The 16003-nt window shown below is 68.7% G+C and carries 11 protein-coding genes and 1 pseudogene; 4 read left to right on the top strand and 8 right to left on the bottom strand.

The window, feature by feature from the left end; translation table 11 throughout:
• Positions 1-5: 5 nt before the first annotated feature.
• Entirely contained in the window at positions 6-440 is a 435-nt protein-coding gene (locus tag QEG98_RS15485) for a hypothetical protein (RefSeq protein WP_316567239.1), read from the bottom strand.
• Positions 441-778: 338 nt separating this feature from the next.
• Here QEG98_RS15485 and QEG98_RS15480 point away from each other — a divergent pair.
• The 4 genes and pseudogenes from QEG98_RS15480 (at position 779) to QEG98_RS15465 (ending at position 6796) form a co-directional block, all read left to right on the top strand.
• Positions 779-2246, top strand: a pseudogene (locus QEG98_RS15480) (hypothetical protein).
• 96 nt (positions 2247-2342) lie between these two features.
• On the top strand, positions 2343-3929 hold the full coding sequence (locus tag QEG98_RS15475; RefSeq protein WP_316567238.1) for an IS1182 family transposase: 1587 nt from the start codon (positions 2343-2345) through the stop codon (positions 3927-3929).
• Positions 3930-4008: 79 nt separating this feature from the next.
• Entirely contained in the window at positions 4009-5163 is a 1155-nt protein-coding gene (locus QEG98_RS15470; RefSeq protein ID WP_316567237.1) for a lytic polysaccharide monooxygenase, read from the top strand.
• 139 nt (positions 5164-5302) lie between these two features.
• Entirely contained in the window at positions 5303-6796 is a 1494-nt protein-coding gene (locus QEG98_RS15465; RefSeq protein WP_316567236.1) for a hypothetical protein, read from the top strand.
• A 152-nt stretch (positions 6797-6948) separates the two neighbouring features.
• Here QEG98_RS15465 and QEG98_RS15460 read toward each other — a convergent pair whose 3' ends face one another.
• The 7 genes from QEG98_RS15460 to QEG98_RS15430 form a co-directional block, all read right to left on the bottom strand.
• On the bottom strand, positions 6949-8250 hold the full coding sequence (locus QEG98_RS15460; protein ID WP_316567235.1) for a hypothetical protein: 1302 nt from the start codon (positions 8248-8250) through the stop codon (positions 6949-6951).
• A gap of 326 nt (positions 8251-8576) precedes the next feature.
• On the bottom strand, positions 8577-9854 hold the full coding sequence (locus QEG98_RS15455; protein ID WP_316567234.1) for a hypothetical protein: 1278 nt from the start codon (positions 9852-9854) through the stop codon (positions 8577-8579).
• A 207-nt stretch (positions 9855-10061) separates the two neighbouring features.
• Positions 10062-11294, bottom strand: coding sequence for a hypothetical protein (locus QEG98_RS15450; RefSeq protein WP_316567233.1), 1233 nt, complete (start codon positions 11292-11294; stop codon positions 10062-10064).
• A complete protein-coding gene (locus QEG98_RS15445) occupies positions 11291-12163 on the bottom strand; it encodes a tetratricopeptide repeat protein (protein ID WP_316567232.1) in 873 nt (290 codons plus the stop codon). The genes QEG98_RS15450 and QEG98_RS15445 overlap by 4 nt, the downstream gene beginning before the upstream one ends.
• A complete protein-coding gene (locus QEG98_RS15440) occupies positions 12160-12654 on the bottom strand; it encodes an RNA polymerase sigma factor (RefSeq protein ID WP_020478589.1) in 495 nt (164 codons plus the stop codon). The genes QEG98_RS15445 and QEG98_RS15440 overlap by 4 nt, the downstream gene beginning before the upstream one ends.
• A 143-nt stretch (positions 12655-12797) precedes the next feature.
• The gene (locus QEG98_RS15435; RefSeq protein ID WP_316567231.1) at positions 12798-13991 is read right to left on the bottom strand and encodes a hypothetical protein; all 1194 of its coding nucleotides are present in this window, start codon (positions 13989-13991) and stop codon (positions 12798-12800) included.
• A 96-nt stretch (positions 13992-14087) separates the two neighbouring features.
• A complete protein-coding gene (locus QEG98_RS15430; protein WP_316567230.1) occupies positions 14088-15887 on the bottom strand; it encodes a glycosyl hydrolase family 18 protein in 1800 nt (599 codons plus the stop codon).
• Between the last annotated feature and the right edge of the window lie 116 nt (positions 15888-16003).

Below are 16003 nucleotides of genomic sequence, written 5' to 3'. Positions count from 1 at the left end.
GGGCCTCACGCGCGCGGCGGAGATGCCTTGGGAGCCAGGTGCAGACGGGCGACGGGCTCCGCGTGGAAGCGGAACACCGCCAGCGCGGGCTCGGAGCGAGCGGGCGCGACCAGAAGGGACGGCGTGTCCTGCTGCGGAGGCGGAGCCTCCCGCCGGAAGAAGGCGTGGACACAGTGGGCGTCGGAGCCGTGGGAGTCCGCCTCCGTGCTCTTGGAGGCGAGCCGCACATCGTCGAAGGACGCCTCGACGTGACCGGCGCCGTGGGAGCCACCGGCCTCCACGTGCATCACCTCACCATGCTCCAGGCACGTGGCGTGCTGGACCAGGGCGAAGTGCATCACGCTCCCCATGTACGCCAGCACGCACACGAGCGCGAACGGCAGCGCCAGACGGCGCGACCGGACGGAACTCACGGGCTGGTAAAAGGTGGAGCGACTCACGTCAGGGCATTCCCGGTCGAACGGCGTCTACGGTTGTAAGCCAGACAGGCCGTTCGCGCAAGTCAGACTGTCTCACGCAACATTCGCCAGGAAACAGCACCTCCGGCAAACGAACAACAGCAACCAAGATACAAAAGAAACCAGGGCCCCTTTCCAGCGCCGCTACCCGGGTGTGCCCCGGAGCGGCCGGTCCCAGGCCCGGCGGGCGGCAAAAAGGCCACCGAGGAAGTGTCCTGCTTCGACGGAAGGCACCGGGCCCGTGGACCGGTGGACCCGTCCAGGCGTAGGGTGCGCGCCGCCCGGAAGACGACCGGGCGTACCATCGAGGTCACGACTTCGTGCAAGAGTTCATCGACGCGCTCCGGAGCCAGGCTCGCCACATCGCGCCCGACCTGGCGCGAATCGCCTACCAGCGGGGCCTCGCCGTCACGCGACCGGACGGGACCACCCACCCCATCCCCATCACCGCCACGCCCGTGGTGCTGGACGCCGCGGAGATTCGCCGCCGCTCGGAGCTGTCCGCCCGCCTGTCCTCCGCCACGGTGAAGATGGCGCAGGCGCAGCTCCAGGGCGCGGACGCGGAGGCCCTGCTGGGCGCCCTCTCCCCGCTCGAGCGCGTGCTCGCCGAGCGCACCGCGCCAGTCCACCCGGCTGGCCACCACGCGCGTGGACTACTTCGTCGCGGGCGGCACGCCGTGGGCGTTGGAGGTCAACGCCACCATCCCCGCCATGCAGGGGTACTCCGACATCGCGGCCCGCACCTTCATCGAGGTGGTGGGCCGCTACTTCCGCTATCCGGAGAAGTCCCTGCACGCCCTGCTGTCGCTCAACGGCAGCAACGCGCTGGCGTTGTACCGGGCGCTGCTGGACGGCTACGCGGCCGAGCGCAACGGCCGGATGCCGGACACGGTGGCCCTGCTGTGCCGCCGCAACGACGCCCAAATCACGGAGCTGCGCTGGCTGTGCGAGCGCTTCCGCGAGTTCGGCGCGGACGCGGACTGGTCCATCCGGACGAGGTGTCCGGTGACGACGCCTTCGTGGCCCACGGCAAGAAGTACGACCTGGTGTACCGGCACCTCTTCGTCCGGCGCCTGGAGGAGTCCCCCTCCCCTGGGTCGAGGACTTCCTGGGCACCGTGCCCGGCAAGAAGGCGGTATTCCTCAATCCCCCGCCTCGCAGGTGGAGGTGAAGCTGACCTTCGCCCGCCTGTCGCAGGCCCTGGCCGAGCCCGCACTGGCCGAAGCCGCGCGACTCACCAGCGAGGAGTTGGAGGCGGTGCGCGCGTCCGTGCCGTGGACGCGAACGTTCCAGCCCGGCCCGACACAGGGCCCCGACGGCGAACGCGTGGAGGACCTGGTCGCCCTGGTCGCCGCGACGCCGGCGCGCTTCGTGCTGAAGCGGGCCTGGGACTATGGCGGCCGAGCCGTCTTCCTGGGCCGCTCCGCGGGCACCGTCCCCTACACGGAGCGGGTGCAGGCGGCCTATGGCGCGCCGATGACGTGGGCGGAGCTGTGCGCCCGCACGGCGGCGGACACCGCCGGCGGAGGCTTCGTGGTGCAGGAGGTGGTGGACTCGCCGCCCGAGGAGCACCTGCTCTGCGAGCCCAACGGCACCGTGCTGCCCACGTCCTTCTTCGTGGACTACTCCGCCTATGCCTCCGTGGGCCTGGCGCGGCAGCCCGCGTGGGGCGGTGTGTGCCGCGGGTCCATGTCGGAAATCGTCAACATCGTCGGCGGTGGCGGCGTGTTACCGCTCATCACCTCGGAAGTCGCCTCCAAGCTCCTGATGGCGTGGAAGGCCTTCTAGAGCGCCGATCAGGTTACGGCGAGGGAGCAGGCAAGCGGCAGGAGATCGACGCGGGCTGTCGTCGCGTGGTCAGGTCGCCACCTTTGGAGGTGGCGCATGGAACGCTGGAAGCCGGCTGTGGAGCAGAGCGCACGGGAGCAGCGCCTGCTGAGGCTGGCGGGGAAGAGCAGGAAGCTTTTCGTCTTCCTGCGCGAGCATCGGCACGAGTTGTTCGACGAGGCCTTTCAGGACGAGCTCGAAGCGATGTACCGACAGACGGGCCAGGGCCAAGAGCCGCAGCCGCCCGCGATGATGTGCATGGCGCTGCTGGTGCAGGCCTACACGCAGGCCTCGGACGCCGAAGCCGTGTGCCTGTCGGGCACGGACAGCCGGTGGCGGATGGTGTTGGACCGACTCGGCGCGGATGAGGACGAGCCCGCCTTCTCCCAGGGCGGGCTGCAGCAATTCAGGGAGCGACTCATCGCGACCGAGATGGACCGTCGGCTGCTGGAGCGCACCGTCGAGGTGGCGAAGCGAACCAAGGGCTTCGACCCGAAGAAGACGCCGAAGACGCTGCGAGTGGGGGTCGACAGCCGCCCTCTGGAAGGGGCCGGGCGGGTTGAGGACACCATCAACCTGCTCGGCCACGCAGGCCGCAAGGTGGCCGAGAGCATGGCGCTCGTGCTCGGCACCGACGTTGAGGAGGTGTGTCAGCAGGCCGCTGCGCCATTGCTGATGGCCAGCAGCATCAAGGCCGGCCTCGACATCGACTGGAGCGCGCCCGACGCGAAGGTCGACGCACTCAATCGGCTCTGCCGACAGCTCGACCGCCTCATGGCCTGGGTGGCCAGGCAGTCGAAGTCGTGCGCCGCTGCTCCGCTGACGCGCTACATCGAAGCGCTCGCGCAGGTGAAGGCACAGGACCTCGAGCCGCGCCCCGAGGGCGGCGTGCGGATTCGACAGGGTGTGGCGGCCGACAGGCGCATCTCCATCGAGGACCCGGACATGCGCCACGGGCGCAAGAGCAAGAGCAAACGCTTCAATGGCTACAAGCAGCACATCGGCACCGACCTCGACACTGAGCTCGTGGTTGCCTGCGCCGTGACGCCAGCCAACCGCCCCGAAGAGGAGGCGACGGGCGCACTGCAGGAAGACATGGCCCACCAAGAGCTCTTCCCCGACGTCCTCCTCATCGACAGGGCGTACCTCAACAGCTCAATGACCGAAGACGTGCTGACCAGCGGTGGCGACGTCGTCTGCCGTCCGTGGCGAGGAGTCAGCGCGAAGCCCGGACTCTTCGGCAAGCGTGACTTCAAAGTGAACATCCGCGACGGCACCCTCACGTGCCCTGCTGGCGAGGTGGAGCCCTTCGAGCCCGGCGCCGTCGTGCAATTCGACCCGGAAGCCTGCGGGCCGTGCAAGCTGCGCGCGAGTTGTACCCAGGCGGCGTCCGGCAGAGGGCGCAGCGTCACGATGGGCGACGACGAGCGGCTCCAGAAGCGCCTTCGCTCACGTCTGCAGTCGCGCGCGGGCCGCGCACAACTCCGCGAGCGTGTCGGTGTCGAGCATCGCCTGGCGCATCTCGCCAACCGCCAGGGGCCGAAGGCCCGTTATCGAGGCACGCGCCGCAACCTCTTTGATCTCAGGCGCCTCCCGGCCGTCCAAAACCTTGAGGTCGCCGCGCGCTACCTGCGCGCGGCGTGACCCAAACTGTTCGACGCTCTAGGCCGTTGACCCGATTTCGGGGGCCGCGCCCTCCCTCCTCGCACCACAGGAGGAAGGGATGACCTCAGCAGTGCAGCGGTGTCTCGGCGCGTCGCTCGCCGTCGTGTCCATGTTGTGCGCCAGCGTGGCCCTGGCGCACGGCTCCATGGAAGTACCTCTCAGCCGCGTCTACAGCTGCTTCAAGGAAGGGCCGGAGACGCCGAAGTCCGACGCGTGCAAGGCGCTCATCCAGGCCGGTGGCACGCAGGCGCTCTACGACTGGAATGGCGTGCGGCAGGGCAACGCCAACGACAGGCACCGCGACATCATTCCAGACGGAAAGCTCTGCAGCGCCGCGAATGAAAGCCACCGGGGCCTGGACCTCGCGCGCACGGACTGGCCCTCCACGCTCATCACTCCGGACCCCCAGGGCCGCTTCGAGTTCGTCTTCCACGCGACCGCCGTGCACGCCACCGGCTACTTCCGCCTCTACGTCACGCGCGAGGGCTACAACCCGGCGCTCCCGCTCAAGTGGTCGGACCTGGAAGCGAATCCCTTCTGCGCCATCACCCACGTCTCGGCCCAGAACAACCGCTACCGGCTCAACTGCCCCTTCCCTCAAGGGAAGACGGGCGCGCATGTCATCTACGGCATCTGGCAACGCTCGGACAGTCCGGAGGCCTTCTACGCCTGTACCGACGTGAAGTTCAGCAACACCCCGCCGCCGCCCTCGTCGTGGAAGGAGCTGGGCCAGGTGCAGGCGCGTGAAGACCTGCCCGCGGGGAGCTCGGTGACGCTGCGGGTGTTCGACGCGCAAGGCGCTGACGCAGAATCCCATCTGCATCCCCTGGCCTCGGCCACGCCGGCGGCCCAGTGGATTCATGCGCTGGCGCAGCGGGTGAACGGCGCGTCCAGCCGCGTACAGGTAGGCGTGCTCGACGCAGCGGGCCGCGTGAATCCCGTGCAGGACGCGCTGGGCAACCGCGTCTACGCGCGTGAGACGGGCTACACCTTCCAGGTCGACATCATGAAGCCGCCGCCCGGTGGCGGTAGCGAGCCTGTCTACCCGTCTGGGATTGAGGGCTATACCGCGGGCACCGTGGTGCGGGGCACCGACGGACTGCGCTATCGCTGCAAGCCCTTCCCCTACTCTGGCTGGTGCAAGGGCTCCGCGCTGCATTACGCGCCGGGCACGGGCTTGAACTGGCAGGACGCGTGGGAGCGCATTCCCTGAAGCCCACCGGGTGACGCGACACATCCAGTTTCGGAGTGAAGGCACCGGGATGTCACAACGCCTGACGCAACATGTTCGCGTCATGGCCGACAATCCCGGTGCCTCCGACATTCATGTCGTTCCCGAGAAAGGTGTGTGTATGTCCCCCCGAATCGACCGGCGCGCTCCCTCGAAGCTCGGCTCGAATCTCCAGAAGGACGCGGAGCCGCCCCAGGCCCGTACGCCCACGGCGACGACGTCCTCAGTCAAGTACCAGACGCAGCGCAACGCGGATGCATTCCAGGGTGCTGCTCCGCGTGGACGGGCGCAGGTTGCCTTCGGAAACTCCGTGGCGGCCCTCAACACGAACGCGGTGGTGGCCCCGGCGCTGACGCCCGATCAGCAGGCGTCTGCGGAGCAGGCGCAGGTGGACGCCACCAACCGGCAGGACCCGTCGTATCTCACGAACTGGCTGAAGGCCCATCCCGACCCGGCGCAGCAAGCGGCCTTCATGGATCGCCTCTTCCAATACGGGCCCGCGGCGGGACAGCTGCTCGACAAGGCCAGCGAAGAGGATTTGCCGGTGCTCTCCGCCGCCCTCGACGCGGCCTACCGGTCGGGCGCCGTCACGCTCGACGAACTGACGGCGGCCGTCGGTTCCCATGGCGCGGGCTCCTGGAGCGGTGAGACGCACGAGACGCTGGCGAAAATCATCGCCGGCACGGGCAACCCGGAGCTCATCACCGCCTACGCGCAGCGCGAGCTGGAAATCATGACGGCCAGCAACCCGGCCGACCCTGCGCGCGCCGTGGCCATCGCCACGGCGCTGGCGGGCCTGCCGCCGGACAAGCTCCAGGAGTTCCTGAAGAACAACCCGGACGCCCTGGGCCACGTCCTCAAGAACATCAACGACCCCATCATCGGCGGCGGCACGGAGGCACTTGGAAAGCTGCTGGACGCGGCCAGCGCCATCCAGCCCGCCACGCCGGAGTCCATCAAGCTGTTCATGGACAGCATCGGGCACCTGGGAGACAACCCCGAATCCCGCGCGGCGGCGGCGCGCTTCTTCACGCAGCACGCGGACGCGATTCTCGCCGCGGCGAGCGACGCCTCGGGCTCCATTGGAAGCGCGGGCGCGGGCAAGCTGTCCGAGTTCTTCACCCGGACGCTCTTCACCGAGCCTTCTTTCGAGGGCCAGGAGGCGTTCCACTCGTTCATCACCTCGAAGCTGGGTGACATGCAGGCGCAGTTGGAGGCGGAGGCGCACGCCAATCCGCCGTCGCAGGATGCGCAGCGCCTGGCACGGTCCATGGGCAGCCTCGTTGGCGCCATCGAGGGAGGCTTCCTCCTCTCCGTCGAGGAGTTGAACAAGCGCAACGAGGCCGTCGAGGGAATGGCGGGGCTGATCTTCAAGCTCAAGGATTTGCTCCCCACCTCGAGCATACCGGGGCTGGGCCAGCTGCAGAACCTCACCATCGACCAGATCCAGAACTGGGTGACGGAGGCGCTCAAGAAGAAGCCGGATGATCCGCAGGATGCCATTCCGTTCCACCAGCTCTTCGGGGAGAGCATCTCCAACCCCGCCCTCCGCAGCGTGTACGACTCCGCCCGGCTGACGTCGTTGGAGAACCGCGAGCTCGGCCTGAACCACTGAGCCCGCGCGCAGGGCCCGGGCCGGCGTGCATGCGCCGGCCCTTGCCTCTGGGGAACGCCGCCTCGCACGCGGCGACGCACCGCAAAGCACGCGGACCCTCAGCAGCAGTCCGCGTGGTGGCCGGCCAGCGAAGCGGCCTCTCCTTCAACGACTCAGTGCTGGCGCGTCAGCGGCAGGGCGGGCACGTCCTTCACCTGCGCCTGGTGCGTCACCCGCGTGCCCAGGATGAAGTGCGGTTCGAGGGGATCGAACGTCTCCTGGCCCGAGTAGACAACGAAGAACTTGCCGCCCCCAAAGGCGACATCCGGCAGGTACTCCTGTGGCAGGTCCCCGGTGGAGATACGGAAGCCCGAGGGGTCCCACACGTCCCCGTTCTCGCCCCACCGCGCCCCCCAGACGGCGTGCGGACCGTCGCGCCTGTCGTCCCAGACGACCAGGGACTTGTCGTTGTGGTGAGCAAGACGCGGTTCGGCCTGCGCGCCCTCCTCGGTGGAGATGGGGATGCCGTCGGGGTCCTTCACCATGCCTGTCTTGCTCACACGCGCGCCGAAGATGTCCGGGTTCCCATTCCGCTCATCAGTCCAGACCACCTGGTAGTTCTTGTGCGTCCACTCCACGTCAGGCGTCGTCTGGGCGCCCTCCGCCTGGGAGATGGGGAAGCCGTTGCCGTCGAGGATGGTGCCGTCCTCCTTCACCCTGTTGCCGTAGATGTCCGCGTTCTCCGGGCCCTCGCCGTGCTCGTCGGACCAGACGACCAGGAACTCCTTCGTTTTGTTGTTCCAGGTCGGCGACGCGTCATTCGCGAAGGTGCCGGAGGCGCTGAGCGACTCGTCAGCCGTATCGAGGACGACGCCATCCTTCGTCACCCGCGTGAAGAAGATGTTCGAGAAGTCACCGGAGACGGTGTACGTCACCAGGCAGATTTTCGGGGAGCAGGCGACTCGCGCCGGACCGACGGTTTCACCCGATTGTTTGACGTTGAATACCGGGCCCACCACGGTGCCGTCCGGCTTCACGCGCACAGCGTCGATACCATCCACGCTCTCCCAGACGACGAAGAAGTGCGTCCCGTTGAAACCGATGCCGGGCCGGAATCCTTCGACGTCTCCGATGTTGATGCGAATGCCCGCCGGGTCGAGCACGGTGCCGTCTGGCTTCACCCGGGTGCCGAAGATTCCGCCGGTCCGCACGTCGGTCCAGACAGCGAGGAACTTGCCCCCACCGTACGCAACCGCTGGCCAGAAGCGCGCCAGCGGGGCGGGATTGGTGTAGCCCAGGCCTTCCTCGGGCCCGGTCTCGACGCTCATTGGCGCCTCTGCCTCTACCTCTGCCTCCGACTCCGCCGTCACGTCCTCCACTCCGCCCAGTTCTTCTTGTTCCGGCGCCACCCCGCAGCCGACCAGCATGGACCCGAACACCAGCCCGGCGATGCCGGCCTTCACTTCCCGCTTCATGTGCAGCCTCCCCTTCGCGAACAGCGGAGCAAAGCTGGGGACCTACACGCACATCACCAGCCACCCGTAGGGCGCAGGCCGGATATGGCGGTGGACAGGAGCATTGAGCCACCGCCCCTGCCATCGACCCGATGCGCTTCGGGGAGCGCATCTCCAACCCCGCCTTCCGCGGCGTGTACGACTTCGCTCGGCTGACGTCATTGGAGAACCGCGAGCTCGACCTGAACCCCTGAGCACACGCGCAAGGCCCGGCCCGGCGTGCATGCGCCGGCCCGGGCCTCAAGGAACGCCCCCTCGCACGCAGCGAGGCCCTCTCCCTCAACGGCTCAGCGCTGGCGCGTGAGCGGCAAGGCGGGCACGTCCTTCACCTCCGCCTGATGCGTCACCCGCGTGCCCAGGATGAAGTGCGGCTCGGAGGGGTCGTAGACGGCCTGGGCGGCGTAGACGGTGAAGAACTTGTCAGCCCCGTAGGCGACGTCCGGCAGGTACTGCTGGGCCAGACCCTCGCTGGAGATGGGGAAGCCCGAGGGGTCCCACACATCCCCATCCTCGTCCCACCGCGCACCCCAGACGCTGTGTGGGCCGTACCGCGTGTCGTCCCAGACGACCAGGGACTTGTTGTTGTGGTGGGCGATGCGCGGAACGGTCTGCGCGCCTGCGGCGGTGGAGATGGGGATGCCGTCGGGGTCCTTCACCACGCCTGTCTTGCTCACGCGCGTGCCGTAGATGTCCGGGTTTCCAATCCGGTCATCGGACCAGACCACCTGGTAGTTCTTGTGCGTCCACTCCACATCGGGCGACGACTGGGCGCCCTCCGCCTGGGAGATGGGGAAGCCGGTGCCGTCGAGGATGGTGCCGTCCTCCTTCACCCTGTTGCCGTAGATGTCCGCGTTCTCCGGGCCCTCGCCGTGCTCGTCGGACCAGACGACCAGGAACTCCTTCGTTTTGTTGTTCCAGGTCGACGACGCGTCATATGCGAAGGTGTCGGAGGCGCTGAGCGTGCGGTCGGCCGTCGAGAGGACGACGCCATCCTTCGTCACCCGCGTGAAGTAGATGACCGAGAAGTCACCGGAGATGGTGTACGTCACCAGGCAGATTTTCGGAGAGCAGGCCACACGCACCGGGCCGAAGGACTCGCCCGTCTGGATGGCGCGGAACACCGGGCCCACCACGGTGCCATCCGGCTTCACGCGCACGCCGTCGACACCATCGCGGGTCTCCCAGACGACGAAGAAGTACTTCCCATTGAAGGCGATGGCCGGCCGCAATCCATTCTCGTCGCCGATGTTGATGCGGATGCCCGCGGGGTCGAGCACGGTGCCGTCGGGTTTCACTCGGGTGCCGTAGATGCCGCCGGTCCGCACGTCGGTCCAGACGGCGAAGTACTTGCCGTCGCCGTACGCGACCGCGGGGCCGTAACGCGCCACCGCGGCGGGTGTCCAGTAGCCACGGTGTTCATCGAGCCCGGCCTCGGCGCTCGCTAGCGCCTCCGTCGTCGCATCCTCCACTCCGCCCAGTTCTTCTTGTTCCGGCGCCACCCCGCAGCCGACCAGCATGGACCCGAACACCAGCCCGGCGATGCCGGCCTTCACTTCCCGCTTCATGTGCAGCCTCCCCTTCGCGAACAGCCGCGCAAAGCTGGGGACCTACACGCACGTCACCAGCCCCCCGTGGGGCCCAGGCCGGATATGGCGGTGGACAGGCACATCGAGCCGCCTCCCCTGCGCTCGCGACGCCGGACTCCGGGGCTCAGGGCCTTCTCACAAACGACGGAGGTCTGGCACGGATACGCCGGGCCAGTGGCGTGCACCTCAATCGCCTGTGCACTCGGCGCCCGCATCGCGGATGTCCGCGTCGTAGTGCAGTCGGAGCGGTCCGGAAGCCTCGACTTGACGGACGAACACGGAACCGAAGACCTCGGCGCCCCCGCTCAGGCTGAGTACGGCGCGGGGCGCATAGAGATTGCCCGCGAGGATGCTGCCTGCGGACAGCGCCAGCACGTTCGAGCCCGCGACGTACACTCGCACGCGAGAAGGCGTAGCGCTAGACCCCAACGTGAGCGGTCCCGCCACCGCGACAGCGCCCCCGAGGAACAGGTCCAGCGCTCCGGGCGCCTGAACGTCTACGGACAGTCCTTCGCCCAGGTCGACGACGTCCTCGACGAAGAGCGCCGTGCGCGCGCGAATCGTGAGCGTGGCGCGGCCAGTGCCAGTGATGCGCGTCAAGTGGAAGCGGCCACACGGCAGCTCCAGCGCGCGTTCGCCTTCGATGTCCTCCATCGCCGTGGCGTCGAGGCCGATGGCCGCGTTGTCATTGTCGAGCACGTGCCGGGCGATGAGGCCGGAAACATCCACCTGCGACGCCGCATCACACGCACAAGGGATGACGGGGTCCACGGGCTCGCGGCGGACCTCGGCCGCGTCCACCGGCCCCAGTACGTGGCCCGCTGGAACCATGAGCACGCCACCGACGCGGAAGGCGGGCAACGCGACATCACCGCGAATGCGGGCGTCTCCCACGACGGTGGCCGAAACTGGGTTGCCGGTCAGCGGGCCACCGCAGTGCAACGCCTCCCCCACGCGGAACGTCTGCCCGAGCTGGGCGCCTCCCGCACCGCCAATCCTCAGCGAGCCGCCCACCGACACCGCGTCATTGGCCGACAGCGCGCCATTCACCCCGACATCGCCCCCCGCGCCTCCTGGCTGATACCTCCCCGAGGTGCCGTGAAAGGCATCCGTTTCGAAGGACGCGCCCAGGGCGAGCCCCTCGCAGGTGCACAGCGCGTGACGGAAGGTTCGCTCCGCCAGACGTCCACTGCACACCTGCGAATCAGTATCTGCATCACCCACGACGATGGGAGGCCCGCGCCCCGCGCAGTACGCCTCCCAGTCCGCAGCCGGCTCGCCGCCATCGGGCCCACCGGCATCCGACGAGGAGCCCGCGTGCCCTGCGTCCGGCGACTGGACGGTGGCCACCAGGTCTCCACGGGTGCAGCTTCCCATCGACGCCGCCAGTAGCACCGCCAACGTCCATCGCCTGCTCATGGCGCGGTGAGTTCCCGAACGCGCGCGCGAGCCGACGGCACGAGCGGTGAATCCGGATGGGTGGAGAGGAACGATTCCAGCGCGCTGCGCTCCGCGTCCCGGTTGCCGAGCACACGGTGCGCTTCGGCGATGCCGTGCTGCGCTTCCTGGTCGAGCACACCGCGCGGCTGGATGCGTAGCGCCGCCTTGAACTGACGCAGGGCGCCTCGCGCGTCCCCCAGGTGCTCCAGTCGAAGCGAGCCCGAGGCGACGCGCGCGACGTATGACGCAAGCGATGATGGCTCGGCGCGAATGACCCGTAGGTAGAGCGCCTCGGCCTCCTTCCACCGCCCCTCGGAACGGAGCCCATTGGCCTTGAGCAAGAGGTCTTCCGGAGCAGCCGACTTCACGGAGGCCGGTGGCGCGCGCGGACGCACCGGCTCGGCCGCTCCCTCGGCTTCAGCGATGGACGCGGCAGGCACGACCGGCGTTTCGGGAGGAGCCTCGTCTGGCACGGCATCCAACCGCGAGGGGGCCGCGTCAATCGCTCCGCTGCCGCTCCGTCGTGACTCCGTGCCCAACCGCGGGAGCCCCGTGAGCGCAGCCGATTCCACCTGCGACGTCGACGCCCGGCTCGGACGCGTGAAGCTCCAGACCGCGGCTGCGGCGGCGCCCGCGACGAGGAGCGCTCCCGCCATCAACCACACGGGAGGCCGCTTACCGCGTGGCCGAGGCGCGGGTGGCGCCACCAACGCGCCTGCCTCCAACGCGGTCAGTACCATCCGCGCCGACCGTTCCCGGGAGATGCGTCGGGCCGGCCCCGCGCCTTCGTCCAACCGCAGGCCCAGCGCGTTCAGGGCGTCATCCCCCTCTTCCCTGCAGTCACTCATCCCCGCTCCTCCCCTCCATCTCCCTCCGCGGTCGCCAGCGAGCGCAGCGCCGTCCGCCCCAAGCGGAGCCGGCTGCGCACCGTCTCGAAGGGAATGCCCAGCTCCGTCGAAATCTCCGGCACGCTCAACTCCAGCACGTGATGCAACACCAGCGCATGCCGCTGCTCATTCGAAAGCCGATCCAGGAGTGTCACCATGTGACGGCGATGAACATACTCGTCCGGCAGGGCATCCTCGGAGGGAACCGCGACCAGCTCCACCGGCGCATCCGCGTGCTGGGCATCCCGGCCTCGGGAGCGCTTCAGCCATGCGAACGTCGTCCGCGCCACCACCCGGTCCGCCCAGGACTGGAAGCGGCCTTCAGCGCGGTACGACGGCAGCCCCCGCACCAGGGCGATGAGTGCCTCCTGGGCAATGTCCTCCACGTCCACATCCCCGCGCACCAGGTAGCGCACGAGGTTGCGAACCCGGGGGAGCAGCTCCATCAACAAAGCGCCGGTTGCCTCTCGCTCGCCCTGGATGGCTGCGTGGATGCGAGGGTCTTCCGCCGCACGACGTGGGTCCGCTGCGTGTGAGCCCGAGCTCCTCATTGCCGCCATGGAGGACGGCACCGGGCCAATCGGGTCATCGGCGCTCACAGAAAAACCACCACCGCCACCCCCAGCCGGGGGCGGACGGCCCAACCCGCACCGCGTGACACGAAGTTTCCGTCGATGGCATAGCGAAGCTCGGGCCGTCCCAGGAGGAACTCCGCGGCCATGCTCGCCTCCAAGGCGACACGCCCCCCCATCCTCCAGCGGGCACGGAGCTCAGGGCCCATGAGCAGGGCTACCATCGTGCCTGGAGGTGCAGCCTCCACCTCCTCCGCCAGCGCTTGCGTCCGGCGGGTGAAGACCACCGCGCCCGCGCCGAGCCCCGCCTCCACGTCCAGTCGCTCCGCCGCCGCCCAGGGCAGCCCCGCCCACACCGACGCCGCATGCTGCCCCAGCGTCAACTCCGTCCGGGCATCGCGAAGCCGGGTCGGCACACTGGCCAGGACTTGCGCTCGCAGCCGCCACCGGCCCGGCTGCAATCCCACGCCCACCACCACCCCCTGATGGCCCGTGCGCGTGTACCCATCCAGCGCGGCATGGCCCCCCAACGTGAGCCACGTCTGGCGCGCTGGGTGCTCCTCTGCAGAAGCCAGCCGCGGGCCCTCGCGAGGTGAGGTCACGCCTTCCCGCGCGGAAGCCGAGCCCCCTTCCTCCGCGAGCGCAACGTCGGCTCCCTTGGTCGAGGGCGTCCTCAGCGTGGCCCCATCGCTGGAGGCCGCATCCTCGATGCGATGCCCCACCACGGTGTCAGCCCCCTCGCCGTTCGACGCATGTCGCGGCAGCGCCAACTCCACCACGTCCCCCAGCGGCGCGCCGGCCTCCACCGCGCGCAGTGCGGAGCGAGCAGCCAGCGCCAGCGCCTCCGCCCCCGTGGACCATTCCAGGGAGCCTGGAGACAGCCCCATCCGCGCGGCCCGGGAGAACAGACGCCGACTGTCGAACTCGGCCACCTGGACGCGAACCTCGCTGCCCTCTCGCACGAACCAGAGGACAGCGCGGGCCTGGTGACGCCCGGCCAGCCGTTCCGCCGCGAGCCATGGGCCCTCGCGAAGTTCTCCGAGCGGCGCTCCGGACGAGACCTCGAAACGCACGGGCAGATCGCTGCTCTGCCCCCGCACTCGCACGAGCAAGGCGGTGTCCTCGTCGGACGCCACCCGGACGACGGCGGTCCACGGCTCGGCGGCCACGGAAGAGCTGGAGAGCGCCACCAGCAGGACGGCTGCCGCGAAGGACATGCGGCAAACCCTAACGCCATGACGCCGGGGAACAGAAGTCCCCCGGCGTATGGCTTCACGACACGCTGACAATGCCTGTCAAAGGCTCAGCCCGGGTCAGCGCAGCTTCCGTGCCAGCGCATCGAGCAGCGAGCCGTCATCACCGCTCAACTCCCAGAACATCGCGCCGCCCAGGTTCTTGTTCAGGATGTAGTCTGCCTTGGCGTTGATGCTCTGCACGTCGTCATACCCAATCCAGATGCCCGTGGCAGGGTTGTAGACGTAGGCCTCCTTCGCCTCCGGGTGGAAGAACTTCGTGTAACCGGAACCGGGGCGCTCGTAGTTGGCTTTGATGTCCTTGAAATCGAACACACCCGTCAGGCCCGACGAGCCGTCATCCCAGGTGCCGCGCGTGGGCACGCCGCTCTGGAACAGGCCGTTGTTCACGTTGGGCACGCTGCCCCAACCCCGGCCGTAGAAGGGCACGCCGACGACAATCTTCGCGGGCGGCACGCCCAGCGCCAGCATCTTCGACACCGAGCCATCCGTGTAGAAGCCCGTGGCCGCGCCCGGGTCACCCGTGACGCGATGGAGCGCCGAGTGGAAGTTGACCGTGCTCTCGAAGGCCCCGTGGTAGTCGTAGGACATCACGTTGATCCAATCGAGCACGTCGGACAGCTTCTTCGTCTCCTGCTTGTTCTCCAGCAGGTCCGGCGACGCGCCCGTGGCGATGGTGAGCAGGTACGGCTTTCCCGTCTGCGTGGTGACGGCGTTGAGCTGGCTGCGGAACTCCTGCATCAGCAGCGTGTAGTTCTGCTTGTCAGCGGGGCTGTTGCTGTTGCCTGGCAGGCCGCCGCCGACCGGGTACTCCCAGTCGATGTCGATGCCGTCGAACACGCCCTCGCCGTTGACGGGGTCCACACCGGGGTACTGGCCACGGATGTAGAGGTCCACACAGGACTTCACGAAGGCCGCGCGCGAGGCAGGCGAGGACGCCACGGTGGAGAAGTGCGTGGACCAGGACCAGCCGCCCACGGAGATGAGCAGCTTCAGGTGCGGGTTCTGCCGCTTCATCTCCTTGAACGCGCGGAAGTTGCCGCGCAGCTGACCAGGGTCCCACTCCCCCTGCCAGCCGCCGCTCTTGTCGATGTCCGCGAACGGGTCGCCGAGGATGCAGCGTCCGTCCCCCGAAATGTTGGAGAACGCGTAGTTGATGTGCGTGAGCTTGGACGGCTGCACGTTGGACACGTGGTAGTTGCGCGCGTAGATGCCCCACGCGGTGAAGTAGCCGACGATGCGCTTCCCTCCTGGCGGCGGCCCACCTGGAATCTCCACGACGACGGTGAGCGTGGTGGTCCCCACGTTGCCCGCGGCGTCGTAAGCGCGCACCGCGTAGACATATGTGCCGTTCTGCTCCCAACCGCTGAAGGCCCGGCTGAACTGCGCGCCGGTGGCGACGACGGCACCGTTCTCCAGAATCTCCACCTGCGTCACGCCCACGTCGTCGGTCGCCGTGGCCGTCAGGCTCAGCGGCCCCGCCGCGCTGATGCGCGAGGCACTGGCACTCAAGCCCACGGTGGGCGCCGTGACGTCCCCGCCCGTGCCCGCGTCCGTTCCGCCACTGCCCGCGTCCGGCTCACCACCGCCCGCGGGCCCCAGGTCCAACCACAGCGCGGCCACCGCCACCGGCGTCCAGTCCGCCTGGGACGTGTGCGGCTGGCGACACTCATAGAGGCGCCCTTGATAGGTGACGCGCGTTCCCACGGAGTACGCGACGCCCACGGCCCACTCCGCGACCAGGGCCGCATCCTGGAACGCCGTCATGTCCCGGCCGTGAGACGACGGCACTTCGGAATCACAGCCAGCCACGGACAAGGCGGTGGCGATCAGGCCAGAGGCCCACCAACTGCGACGCATGCATGTGCTCCTCGCCGCGCTGGACACGTGCCGAGCCCAAGCCCGGAGCAGGCCTGCCCCGGGCTTCTCGACAAGGGTTCCACGCGGCTCGTCTGCGGGTTCACGCAGACAGAGGC

The sequence above is a fragment of the Myxococcus sp. MxC21-1 genome, assembly GCF_032612255.1.
GTDB classification, from domain to species: Bacteria; Myxococcota; Myxococcia; order Myxococcales; family Myxococcaceae; genus Myxococcus; species Myxococcus virescens.
This window is presented reverse-complemented; position numbering and strand designations above follow the sequence as displayed.